The organism is Flagellimonas alginilytica, from assembly GCF_042134605.1.
GTDB lineage: Bacteria > Bacteroidota > Bacteroidia > Flavobacteriales > Flavobacteriaceae > Flagellimonas > Flagellimonas alginolytica.
In genome coordinates this window covers 1,257,263-1,270,550 of sequence record NZ_CP169638.1, presented here as the reverse complement: position 1 = coordinate 1,270,550, position 13,288 = coordinate 1,257,263, and the positions used below count along the sequence as shown (strand labels likewise).

General features: G+C 41.2%; 9 protein-coding genes. 7 read left to right on the top strand and 2 right to left on the bottom strand.

Translation table 11 applies throughout. The features are described from left to right. A complete protein-coding gene (locus ABTP35_RS05570) occupies window positions 1-2,421 on the top strand; it encodes a TonB-dependent receptor (protein ID WP_293298516.1) in 2,421 nt (806 codons plus the stop codon). 59 nt (window positions 2,422-2,480) lie between these two features. Here ABTP35_RS05570 and ABTP35_RS05565 read toward each other — a convergent pair whose 3' ends face one another. Further along, entirely contained in the window at window positions 2,481-2,795 is a 315-nt protein-coding gene (locus tag ABTP35_RS05565) for a hypothetical protein (protein WP_293298519.1), read from the bottom strand. A 181-nt stretch (window positions 2,796-2,976) separates the two neighbouring features. On the opposite strand from ABTP35_RS05565, the gene ileS reads away from it, so the two are divergent. From ileS to ABTP35_RS05545, 4 genes are read left to right on the top strand one after another with little or no spacing between them, the layout of a single operon-like run. After that, window positions 2,977-6,378 (top strand): isoleucine--tRNA ligase, encoded by a 3,402-nt coding sequence (ileS, locus tag ABTP35_RS05560; protein WP_293298522.1) that lies wholly within the window; start codon window positions 2,977-2,979, stop codon window positions 6,376-6,378. Between the two features lie 4 nt (window positions 6,379-6,382). Then, window positions 6,383-6,766: a TraR/DksA C4-type zinc finger protein gene (locus tag ABTP35_RS05555; RefSeq protein ID WP_252080818.1), complete on the top strand. Its 384-nt coding sequence runs from the start codon at window positions 6,383-6,385 to the stop codon at window positions 6,764-6,766. A 46-nt stretch (window positions 6,767-6,812) separates the two neighbouring features. Further along, entirely contained in the window at window positions 6,813-7,415 is a 603-nt protein-coding gene (locus tag ABTP35_RS05550; RefSeq protein ID WP_224836172.1) for a hypothetical protein, read from the top strand. A gap of 32 nt (window positions 7,416-7,447) precedes the next feature. Continuing rightward, window positions 7,448-8,098: a lipoprotein signal peptidase gene (locus tag ABTP35_RS05545; RefSeq protein WP_293298529.1), complete on the top strand. Its 651-nt coding sequence runs from the start codon at window positions 7,448-7,450 to the stop codon at window positions 8,096-8,098. On the opposite strand, the gene ABTP35_RS05540 is transcribed toward ABTP35_RS05545, so the two are convergent. Next, window positions 8,095-8,658 (bottom strand): 5-formyltetrahydrofolate cyclo-ligase, encoded by a 564-nt coding sequence (locus ABTP35_RS05540; RefSeq protein ID WP_224836174.1) that lies wholly within the window; start codon window positions 8,656-8,658, stop codon window positions 8,095-8,097. The genes ABTP35_RS05545 and ABTP35_RS05540 overlap by 4 nt on opposite strands. Before the next feature lie 482 nt (window positions 8,659-9,140). Between ABTP35_RS05540 and uvrC the strand changes: the two genes are divergently transcribed. Together uvrC and ABTP35_RS05530 are read left to right on the top strand one after the other, a co-directional pair. Then, window positions 9,141-10,934: an excinuclease ABC subunit UvrC gene (uvrC, locus tag ABTP35_RS05535; RefSeq protein WP_293298533.1), complete on the top strand. Its 1,794-nt coding sequence runs from the start codon at window positions 9,141-9,143 to the stop codon at window positions 10,932-10,934. Window positions 10,935-10,936: 2 nt separating this feature from the next. After that, window positions 10,937-13,204, top strand: coding sequence for a patatin-like phospholipase family protein (locus ABTP35_RS05530; RefSeq protein WP_293298536.1), 2,268 nt, complete (start codon window positions 10,937-10,939; stop codon window positions 13,202-13,204). Window positions 13,205-13,288: the final 84 nt, after the last annotated feature.

Below are 13,288 nucleotides of genomic sequence, written 5' to 3'. Positions count from 1 at the left end.
ATGCAAAACCTAAAATCAACCTTAACCCTATTCCTTTCGTTTTTTGCGCTTATCACTTATGCCCAAGAGGTAACCGTTTTAGATGCCGATACCGGTGTGCCCATAGACAATATCGCCATATTTAACAAAGATCAATCCAAGAGCACTATAACCAATGTGAACGGAAAAAGTGACCTGGATGCTTTTGCCCGTAACGAAAAAATAACCTTTAAACATATTAGTTACGAGCCTTATACCACAACAAAAGCACAGATCTATCGTCGGGGCAATAGGGTGTACCTACACTTAAAAACAGAAGAATTGGAAGAAGTTGTTATGTCCGTGTCCAAATGGGAACAACAAAAAAAGCACATACCCCAGAAAATAGAAACTATTGATGCACGAAACATTGCTTTTGCCAATCCGCAGACCTCCGCCGATCTATTGCAGAACAGCGGCAAAGTATTTGTGCAAAAAAGCCAATTGGGAGGGGGTAGCCCAATGATCAGGGGTTTTGCGACCAACCGTATTTTATTGTCGGTAGACGGTGTACGTATGAACAACGCCATATTTAGAGGAGGAAACCTTCAGAATGTAATTTCCATAGACCCGTTCTCCATAAAAAAGACAGAGGTGACCTTTGGTCCTGGTTCCGTTATATATGGAAGCGATGCTATTGGCGGCGTAATGAACTTTTACACACAAAAACCACGTTTTTCCTTTGCGGACAGCTTGGTTTTTTCCGGTAAACTGGATTATCGATTTGCATCGGCAAATAATGAAAACACGGCGCATGTAGATATTAATATCGGAAAGCAAGATTGGGCATCCTATACCAGTTTTACCTTTAATCATTTTGATGATCTAAAGATGGGTGAACATGGCCCAGAATCCTATTTACGGAACAATTATGTGGTTCGTGAGAACGGAGAAGATGTATTAATTACCAACAATGACCCCAAAAAACAGGTAGGTTCCGGCTACGATCAGATCAACTTCCTTCAAAAATTTACTTACAGACCCAACAGTACTTGGAACTATGATCTGGGACTGTATTATTCGGAAACTTCCAATTTTCCCCGATATGATAGATTGATAAGACCTGGCCGTGATGGCACTGGGCTTCGTTCTGCGGAATGGTACTATGGTCCACAAAAATGGTTTATGGGAAATTTCCAAATAACCCAAAAAGGAAAAAATAAATTCTACGATGGAATAAAACTCACCACGGCCTATCAATTTTTTGAAGAAAGTAGGCACGACAGGGATTTTCAAGGTCTGGAACTCTATTCAACCGAAGAAAAGGTGGATGCAGTCTCAGTAAATTTAGATTTTGAAAACAAAAAAATAGGAAATCTTCACTTGTACTATGGGGCCGAATATGTTTTCAACAAAGTACATTCCAATGGCAGTATGCGTAATATTGAAACAGAGGCTACGGAAGAAACAGCATCCAGGTATCCCGATGGTTCAACTTGGCAGACCCTGGCTGGTTATGTAAACGGAGAGTACCAGCTAAAACCGAACTTTACTTTATTGTCAGGAGTGCGATATAGTCAGGTATGGGTAGATGCTTCTTTTAGCAACACCCACTATTCCTTTCCTTTTGATGAAGCCGATATTGTAACAGGGGCACTAACGGGAAGTTTGGGACTTAGTTGGTTTCCTAGGTCCGATTGGCAAGTAACTTTAAACGGGTCAACAGGATTTCGCGCGCCCAATATCGACGATATCGGGAAGATATTTGATTCTGAACCTGGTTCCGTAGTGGTTCCCAATCCAGATCTGGAACCGGAGTATGCCTATAATGGCGAATTGGGATTAAGGAAAAACTTCAACGACGTTCTAGTACTAAAAGGAGCAACGTATTACACCTATCTGGTAGATGCATTGGTAAGAAGGAATTTTACGTTCAATGGCGAGACGGAAATAGAGTACAATGGTGAACCCAGCAATGTTCAGGCTATCCAGAATGCCGCTAAGGCCTATGTGTATGGATTTGAATTTGGGGTGGAAGCTTTTTTTAATGAAAACCTATCGTTGAATTCCAATTTAACATTGACCGAAGGAATCGAAGAAGATGACGATGGAACCGATAGTCCATCGCGACATGCCGCTCCAACTTTTGGGGATGTGCACTTAATATGGCAAAACCAAAAATTAAAAGCAGACATATTTCTAAACTATAATGGGGAGGTAAGTAGTGATGATTTGGCATTGTCGGAACAAAGCAAAACGTATATGTATGCCAGCGACGCCAATGGCAATCCGTATTCCCCCTCTTGGTACACCTTGAACTTTAGGTCGCAATATCAAATCACCAATGCACTAAAGGCCACCATGAGTTTGGAAAACATGACCAATCAACGTTACCGGATGTATTCTTCGGGAATTGCTTCCCCCGGAACCAATTTGGTGTTGGGGATAGGGTATGTGTTTTAAAAAATAAGGCCCGGGAATTGCCGGGCCTTACACTTTTTTGTCTTTTACCCGCAACGTTGCTAAATGCTGTCTATCGCTTTTTTAGCGGCTTCTTTCATTTCATCACCGGCCTTTTTTGCGGCATCCATGGTTTCTTCACCTGCTTTTTTGAGACTGTCCATTGCTTTTTCGCCCATTTCTTTGGCTTCTTCACCAGCATCTTTCATGGCGTCGGCTGCATCATCGGCGGCCTTTTTTAGGTCATCGCCTGCCTCGTCCAATGTTTCTGCAGCTTCTTCGGTCACCTCTTTGGCTTTGTCCTTTGTTTCTCTGCACGATGTTAATGTTGTTAAGGATAAAGTCAACACCATCGCTGTCAATACTACTTTTTTCATAATTAAAATGGTTAAGTGTTAATTAAGGTTTTAAGATAGAAAATTTAATGGAAAAAGAAGCCTGTTGGCATATCATATTTAGGGTAAGGGGATTATGTGCATTCTAATATTAAATTGCAAGGCGTAATTCCATCTAAATTCATAATTTTGCAAACTTGAATTCTACTAGAAGAAGAAGTATATGAAGTTTGCGGAATATAAAGGGCTGGATTTACCCAAAGTATCTGAAGAAATTCTAAGCTTTTGGAAAGACCAACAGATTTTTGAAAAGAGCGTTTCCACCAGGGAAGGCAAGGAGAGCTATGTGTTTTTTGAAGGACCGCCCTCTGCAAACGGAATGCCGGGAATTCACCATGTAATGGCACGGACCATCAAGGACATATTCCCAAGGTACAAGACCATGAAAGGTTTTCAGGTGAAAAGAAAGGCCGGATGGGATACCCATGGTCTGCCCGTGGAAATTGGTGTGGAAAAAGAACTGGGCATTACCAAAGAGGATATAGGGAAAAAAATATCGGTCGAGGAGTACAACGCAGCCTGTAAAAAAGCAGTAATGCGATATACGGATGTTTGGAACGAAATGACCGAAAAAGTGGGCTATTGGGTAGATATGGACGACCCGTACATAACCTACAAGCCCAAATACATGGAATCTGTTTGGTGGCTGCTTAAACAGATTTACGATAAAGGCCTTATTTATAAAGGCTATACCATACAACCCTACTCGCCAAAGGCGGGCACAGGATTAAGCTCCCATGAGCTTAACCAGCCGGGAACCTATCAAGATGTGACCGATACCACGGTCACGGCCCAATTTAAAGCAAAACAAGATTCACTTCCCGCTTTTTTAAAAAAGGTCGAGGGAGACATCCACTTTTTGGCATGGACGACCACGCCTTGGACGCTCCCATCGAACACGGCTCTGACCGTAGGTCCAAGGATTGAGTATGTATTGGTTAAATCTTACAATCAATACACATTCGAGCCTATTAATGTTGTGGTGGCCAAAAACCTGGTGGACTACAATTTTTCAGGAAAGTTTTTTAAAGTAGAAACCGAGGAGGAATTAAAATCTTTCGGCGAAGGAGACAAAAAGATTCCATTTTTGATAGGAGGATCATTTGTAGGTAAAGATTTGGTAGGCATACAGTACGAGCAATTAATCGATTATGTGCAACCTTACCAAGACCCCGAGAATGCCTTCCGAGTAATTGCTGGTGATTTTGTAACCACCGAAGATGGTACCGGAATTGTACATACGGCACCGACCTTTGGTGCGGACGATGCCCTGGTGGCCAAGCAAGCCACTCCGGAGGTGCCTCCCATGCTGGTTTTGGATGAGAACGATAACCCGGTGCCTTTGGTAGACCTACAGGGGAAGTTTAGACCCGAACTCAAAGAATTTGGCGGCAAATATGTAAAGAACGAATATTACGATGAGGGTGAAGCACCCGAAAAATCGGTCGATGTCGAGATTGCCATCAAACTTAAAATAGAGAACAAGGCATTTAAGGTCGAGAAATATGTACACAGTTACCCAAATTGTTGGCGAACGGACAAGCCTATCTTGTATTATCCATTAAACTCTTGGTTCATCAAAGTTACCGATGTAAAGGAACGTATGTTCGACCTGAACCAATCCATAAATTGGAAGCCAAAATCTACAGGAGAAGGCCGTTTTGGGAACTGGTTGGCCAATGCAAACGATTGGAACCTGTCCCGATCAAGGTATTGGGGAATACCTTTGCCTATTTGGCGGACCGAAGATGGGAAGGAAGAAATTATCATTGGTTCCGTGGAAGAGCTTAAATCGGAAATGGCCAAGGCTGTTGAAGCTGGAGTGATGGACAAAGACGTTTTCGAAGATTTTGTAGTGGGCGACATGACCGAGGAAAACTATGACAAGATCGATCTGCACAAAAACATTGTGGATGGTATCACTTTGGTATCACCATCTGGGCAACCCATGAAACGCGAATCGGATTTGATCGATGTTTGGTTCGATAGTGGCTCCATGCCCTATGCGCAATGGCATTATCCTTTCGAAAACAAAGAACTAATAGATGATGGTGTTGCGTTTCCGGCCAACTTTATAGCCGAAGGTGTGGACCAAACGCGAGGATGGTTCTACACATTGCATGCCATTGCTACCATGGTTTTTGATAGTATAGCCTATAAAAATGTGGTTTCCAACGGACTTGTACTTGACAAGGAAGGCAAAAAAATGTCCAAAAGGTTGGGAAATGCCGTAGATCCGTTCGAGGTATTGCCAGAACACGGCCCAGATGCTACCCGCTGGTACATGATTTCCAATGCAAACCCTTGGGATAACCTAAAATTTGATATTGAAGGCGTAGTTGAGGTAAAACGAAAGTTCTTTGGAACACTCTACAACACCTATTCCTTTATGGCACTTTATGCCAATATAGACGAGTTTGATTATTCCGAGACCGATATTCCATTGACTGAAAGACCTGAAATCGACCAATGGATCTTATCCGAACTCCATACCTTGATCAAAAATGTGGACGAGGCTTACGAAGACTACGAAGCTACCCGTGCAGCTAGGATGATCTCGGATTATGTACAGGAAAATTTGAGTAACTGGTATGTGCGGTTGAGCAGGAGACGTTTCTGGAAAGGTGATTATCAAAAAGATAAGATTTCGGCCTATCAAACACTGTATACTTGTTTGTCAACCGTGGCTAAATTATCCGCACCGATTGCCCCGTTCTTTATGGATCAATTGTACCGGGATTTGGATGCCACCACGCAAAAAGAAGGTTTTGAAAGTGTGCATTTGGCGGATTTTCCGGTTTTTGATGCCAATATGGTAAACAAGGATTTGGAACGTAAAATGCAATTGGCACAGAAGATATCTTCTTTGGTGCTCTCAATCCGTCAAAAGGAAAAAATAAAAGTACGTCAGCCGCTTCAAAAAATAATGATACCGGTTTTGGATGATGAACAACGAAGCGATATCGAAGCAGTCTCGAATTTGGTAAAATCCGAAGTAAATGTAAAGGAGATCGAAATGCTGGATGATGCCTCAGGGGTATTGGTAAAACAAATTAAGCCGAACTTTAAGGTGTTGGGTCCAAAATTCGGCAAGGACATGAAGGCCATTGCAGCAGAAGTATCAAAATTGGGTCAAGAGGATATCCAAAAATTTGAACGCGAAGGAGAATTATTGCTGCTATTGGAAAATAAAACCGTTAATTTACAGTTAACCGATGTAGAGATCAGTTCCCAAGATATCGAAGGTTGGTTGGTAGCCAGCTCAGGTCCTTTGACCGTAGCCCTGGATGTAACGATAGACGATACCTTAAGAAAAGAGGGCATTGCAAGGGAACTTGTAAACCGAATCCAGAACTTGCGCAAGGAGTCCGGATTCGAGGTAACCGATAAAATTGATATTAAAATATTGAAGGACGGCCTGGTGGAAAATGCAGTTTCCAGTAACGAAGAATACATCAAAACGGAAACCCTGACCGCCGAGCTCAACTTTGAAGAGAAACTTGAAGAAGGTGTAGCGATCACCTTTGATGAAGTGAACACAAAATTGTTTATTCAAAAACATTAAGAAAATGGCAGAAGATTCTAAAGTAAGATACTCCGACAAAGACCTTGCAGAATTCAGAACCTTGATCGAGGAAAAAATAGAAAAGGCCAAAAACCACTTGGAGCTGTTAAAAAGCTCTTACATGAACGATGGTAACAATGGCACGGACGATACCTCGCCAACGTTCAAAGCTTTCGAAGAAGGTTCGGAGACCATGAGCAAAGAGGCGAATACCCAACTGGCCATACGTCAGGAAAAATTTATCCGCGACCTTAAAAACGCCTTACTTCGTATAGAGAACAAAACATACGGAATTTGCCGAGTTACCGGAAAGCTTATCAATAAAGAGCGATTAAAGCTTGTGCCCCATGCAACATTGAGTATTGAGGCGAAAAACATGCAAAAATAATTAAAACGCCTTAGGGCGTTTTTTCTTTATGAGGGCGTTGTTGTTTTTGTCGGTATTTTTTGCACTCGTGCACGTACATGGGCAAAAACTGGTTAGAAAAGCTTTTATTGGCCCTAGAACAGAAACCATCCAGATCGATTCGCGGTATTGTTATAGAATTGATCTACAGACCACAACCTCCAACGAGGTAGAGGTCTCCGCCAGTATGGAGGGCGAATATGCCAAGGATTTATTGATCTCTATCAAAGAAAACGGAACCACGGTAATGATCGGTGCCGATTTTCAGCCACTTTTTGTAGATCCGAACGATAAGCTTAGTGCGCATAAAGTGGTTTCCATTGCTTTGCAAGTACGCGTGCCCGAGTATAAGAATGTTGCGGTTTATGGAACCAATACCAATGTGTATTCCAGCGGCAAATACGAAAACTTGGATATAACCTTGTCCGATGGCCGTTGTACGTTGCAGGATGTTTCGGAGTCCGTCACCGTAACTACACAAAAAGGCGATATATTGCTGGCAACACCAAAGGGCGAAATAGTTGCGGAGAGCACTTATGGGAAAGTAAATGGTGAGTCCATACCCTTTGGACATAATCTATTTGTTCTTAAGACCATAGAAGGGGACATCTTCCTTACAAAAACAAAATAATATCCATATTTTTGCAATCCTTTATTAAAAGTATGAGTTTAAAAAAGTCCCTTATCATCATTCTCTTGATTCTGCTCGTGGATCAAATAAGTAAAATCTTCATTAAAACAAGTTTTGTGCTTGGTGAATCACATGAGGTGTTCAGTTGGTTCAAAATTCTATTTATAGAAAATGAAGGAGCTGCATGGGGAACCAAATTGAGCGATCTTTTACCAATTTCGGAGCCTACCGGAAAATTGGTGTTGACCATTTTCAGGATTTTTGCGGTTTTGGGGATCGGATATTGGCTTTGGGACATAATTAAAAAACAATCGCCAAGAACATTGGTGTTGGCAGTTTCCTTGATTTTTGCCGGAGCTGTAGGTAATATAATAGACTCGGTTTTCTACGGGATAATATTTGATCACAGCAACGGGCAGGTGGCCACACTTTTTACAAATGAGCCCTACGGGAGCCTGTTTCATGGTAAAGTGGTGGATATGCTTTATTTTCCTTTAGTGGATACAACCTGGCCTAGTTGGGTTCCTTCTTGGGGAGGTCAACGTTTTCGTTTTTTTGAACCCGTTTTTAATATAGCGGATACTGCGATAAGTACAGGAGTAGGTATTTTAATAGTGTTCAACAAAAAAGCCTTTCCGAAAAACGATGAGGCCAACGAGGTAAGGGAAGATTTGGGCAATTAAAATTTGTAGATCTTTTCCGGGGTTACACAATAATCCAATTTTACATCATTCGTGTTGATATCCGAAATAGGCTCCGTTTCCGGTCCAAAAAAGGAAAGGCCAATTTTTACGGTTTCTTTTCTGCACTTGTTCAAAAAGCCATCGTAATAGCCTTTGCCATACCCCACTCTGTTTCCAGTAGTGTCAAATGCCAATAAAGGAACAAACACCACATCAATTTTGTTTTCCGGAATCTCTATGCCATCAATTGGCTCTGGAACACCGTAAGGGCTTTTTTTGATCGTTATGCTATCTGTGAGCAGATAATTCTCCATGGAGTTTGGGCCTGCAACTTTGGGAACAACAATATTTTTGTCCTTACCCTGTAGCAAGGTGATCAAGGGAAGAGTGTCCACTTCGACTTTATCCTCCATACTCAGAAAAGTATGGTAATAAAAAAAATCCCAAATCGGGATTTGTAGTAATTCGTTTGCTAAAATCAAACTAAAATCGGAGGCTTGTGCCGGGGATAATCCCATCCTCAGATTTTTATATTTTTTTCTTAGTTCACGTTTCAACATTTACTGTTGAAGATTAAGGGGTTATTTGGGGGTACTATAAAAAAATTACTCTCCCTTTGTTGCAACGGAGAAAAAGATTTTGAAGAACAGCATCAAAATCAAGTACATTCCCAAAACAATGATATAGTTTTCCATTGGATTGTTTTTATACCGTTAAATGTAAGTAAAACAATTGAAAAATATACCATGAACTGCACATTTTATCGGTGAAATACACAATATTTAGCAACTGTTTAACAAATTAAACTGGTTTGTTAACATGGAACTGGGGTTTTTCCATAGTTTATTTGTGGAAAAACCCCAATCTATTGATCCTTCGCAAATTGTTGCCAAATTTAATTCCGATTTAGATTTGTATCATTTGTGCATTGAGATACCTTAGGCGTCGATCCAAATAAGGAATTGATCAAGTTTAACAATAAACCCCATTTATAAAATATAACTTTGTTGTAAATCCTTTGAGGTCCATTTTTTAAGCTTTTATGTCCAGATCAGCATCATTAAAAGTACAGTTGAGTGCACTCCCTGACAATCCCGGAGTGTATCAATTTTATGATACAGATGGTAAAATACTCTATGTGGGCAAGGCCAAGAACCTTAAGAAGAGGGTTTCTTCATATTTCAATAAAAAGCAGGAGTATGGAAAAACCAGGGTGCTTGTCAAGAAAATAGACTCCATAAAACATATTGTAGTCCCTACGGAGTCGGACGCACTTTTGTTGGAAAACAATTTGATCAAAAAATTAAGGCCCCGTTACAACGTGCTGCTCAAGGATGATAAATCCTACCCGTGGATCTGTATTAAGAACGAGCGTTTTCCCAGGGTTTTTTCTACAAGAAAGCTGATCAAGGACGGATCCGAATATTTTGGGCCTTACACCAGCATGAAAACAGTTAGGACGTTGTTGGATTTGGTAAAGGGCCTTTACCCTTTAAGGACATGTAATTATGACCTTTCTGAAGAAAAGATAAGATCCGGAAAATATAAGGTGTGCTTGGATTACCACTTGGGAAATTGCTTGGGACCTTGTGAAAGGCTGCAGAGCGAAAAAGAATACCTAAACCAGATCGAGGATATTAGGCAGATTATCAAAGGGAACCTAAAAAGCTCCATACAGACATTTCGGCAACAAATGACCGACTATGCCGAGCAAATGGAATTTGAAAAGGCACAACGGGTCAAAGATAAAATCGAAGTACTCGAGAATTATCAGGCAAAATCTACAGTGGTGAACCCGAAAATAAACAATGTAGATGTGTTCACCATTATTTCTGATGAGACCCATGGTTATGTCAATTTTTTGCAATTGTCACATGGTGCCATAATCCGGTCCCATACCATGGAGATTAAAAAGAAACTGGAAGAATCTGATGAGGAGTTGCTGCAATTGGCTATTACCGAGATTCGACAACGGTTCAGTTCAAGATCAAAAGAAATTTACCTTCCATTTGCCGTTACTGTTGATGATGATTTAAAGGTAACACTGCCCAAATTAGGGGATAAGCGTAGGATATTGGATCTATCGGAACGGAACGCCCGTTTTTATCGACAGGATAAATTGAAACAAATTAAAATAACCGACCCAGATCGCCATACCAAACGGATCATGGCCCAAATGAAGACAGATCTTCGCCTATCGGAAGAACCTCGACATATTGAATGTTTTGACAATTCCAATATTCAAGGCAGTAACCCTGTGGCGGCATGTGTGGTTTTTAAAGATGGTAAGCCCTCTAAAAAAGATTATCGCCATTTTAACATAAAAACGGTAGAGGGCCCCGACGATTTTGCCAGTATGGAAGAGGTTGTCCATAGGAGATACAAACGATTGCTCAGCAAAGAAGAGCCCCTGCCACAGCTAATTGTGATAGATGGGGGGAAAGGGCAATTGTCCTCGGCATTAAAAAGTCTCGAAGTATTGGGCCTGAGAGGAAAAATTGCCATAGTGGGCATTGCAAAACGCTTGGAGGAGATCTATTTTCCGGACGACCCCGTCCCATTATATTTGGACAAAAGATCGGAATCCCTAAAAATTATTCAGCAGCTCAGGAACGAAGCACACCGTTTTGGTATTACCCACCATAGAAACAAAAGAAGCAAGGGTGCCATTAACTCCGAGTTGGTGAACATTGAGGGAATTGGGGAAAAAACAGCTCAACAATTATTAAAAAGCTTTAAATCGGTAAAACGCATCAAGGAAGCCTCGCTCGAAAATTTAACTGCTTCCGTGGGGGCATCAAAAGCAAAAAAAATCTATAAAACCTTTCATAAATAGCCATGCATAAAAAAGGTCTCATCATTACAATAGTATTTGCCATGGTCGGTTTATGTGCCATGGCCCAAAGCGCCAAGGACAATACACCGCCCAAGGTGGGGCTTGTGCTAAGTGGAGGTGGTGCAAAGGGTTTGGCACATATCGGTACACTAAAAGTTTTAGAAGAAGCGGGAGTACAAATCGATTATATCGGAGGAACAAGCATGGGCGCCATTGTTGGTGCACTATATGCCTCGGGCTATTCCGCACATCAACTGGACTCCATTTTTAAAAGTACCGATTTTACAGATCTTATACAGGACAATGTGCCTCGTGGCGCCAAAACTTTTTACGAAAAAGAAGATTCGGAACGGTATGCGCTTTCGTTGCCGTTTGAGAATTTTAAAGTATCGTTTCCACAGGCAATTTCGGGTGGACAGAACATCTACAATCTTCTGGTGCAGTTGCTTTTTCATGTCAAGGACGTACAAGACTTTGGAAAATTGCCCATCCCATTTTTGTGTGTGGCCACCAATGTGGAAACTGGAGAGGAGATTTTGCTGGACAAAGGGTATTTGCCCGAGGCCATTGTGGCCAGCGGAACGTTTCCTTCTTTGTTTGAGCCGGCCGAGATAGAGGGGCAAATTTTAATTGACGGAGGCGTGGTAAACAACTATCCTATTGATCATGTAAAAGCAATGGGGGCCGACATCATCATTGGAGTAGATGTTCAACACGACTTGGCCACGCGAGAATCACTTTCTTCCGCTACGGAAATTTTATTGCAGATCAACAATTATCGTACGGTAAACGACATGAAATCAAAATCCAAGAAAACAGACATTTATATTAGGCCCGATATAGATGAGTTTTCCGTAATCGATTTTGAAAGAGGTAGGGAGATCATTGACAATGGCGAAATATCGGCACGAGCCAAAATGGACCAGTTTGTGCAGATTGCAGAGGCCCAAAAAAGTGAACCCAAACCAAAAAAGAACATTAAGTTGATGGATAGCCTTACCATTAATAGGATGATCATAGAGGGGAACGATAGGTATACCCGTGGTTATATAAAAGGAAAACTAAGGTTCAACTTATCGGAAAAGATTGCTTTTGAAGATTTAAAGCAAGGGATAAACAATCTTTCTGCTACGGGTAACTTTAAGGCCATTCGGTACGACCTTGTTTCAAATGGGTTGGGCACCGACTTGATTTTAAAACTTAAGGAAGAGCCAACTAAAATGTTCATCAAAATGTCTGCACATTACGATGACCTGTACAAAAGTGCCGCCCTGATCAACCTGACCAAGAAAAACTTTTTGATGAAAGACGATGTGGCATCCTTCGATTTTATTTTGGGGGACCATATCCGGTACAATATGCAGTATTACTTGGATAAAGGCTACTATTGGAGTTTTGGGGTAAATTCCAGACTCACCGATTTTGATGCAGATATCGACTTTTCCCTGATTCGGGGCAATTTTAATGTTCCGGACGACCCCAATATCCAACGGATCAATGTAGATGTGACAGATCTAACCAACCAGGTATATTTGCAAACAGTTCTACAGGAGGAATTTGCCTTTGTGATCGGGGCGGAGCATAAATTTATAAATTATAGTACACGCACACTGAACCAAGTGGACCCCGAGGCGGAAGAAGGATCCCAATCTGCCAATAGAAGGAGCAATTTTGAGAATTCCAATTATTTTAGTGCTTATTCCCAGATTAAATTGGATACTTACGACGATAAATATTTCCCGACCAAGGGACTTTTGTTCGATGGGGATTTTCATTTTTATGCCTTTTCTTCCGATTACAACAAAAATTTTAAAGAATTTGCGATCGCCAAGGCTAAATTGGGCGGGGTGTTTTCATTGTTCCATAATCTTAGCCTAAACTTGGAGACCGAGGGGGGTGTAAAACTGGGAACATCCTCTGTAGCTACTTTTGATTTTATCCTTGGAGGTTTCGGGAATAATTTTGTAAACAATTTTACACCATTTTTCGGATACGATTTTCTCAGCATACCGGGTAATAGTTATGTAAAGAGCTATGGCCGATTGGACTATAGGTTCGCGCCAAAACAACATATGTTGTTTTCCGCGAACATTGCCAATGTGGCCGATGACCTTTTTAGGACCGGAGATTGGTTCGAGGAGCCCAATTTTATCGGTTTTGGACTGGGTTATGGCTTTGAGTCTTTTCTTGGTCCGATCCAATTATATTATTCGTGGTCGCCCGAAGTGGATAACGGTAATTTTTTTGTGAGCGTGGGCTATTGGTTTTGATTGCAATCCTTGTATAAAATGTTGGACAATCTTAAAAAATTGTCAAAAACAAGAACAAAAACAACCAATTCTTAGCGACTTTAG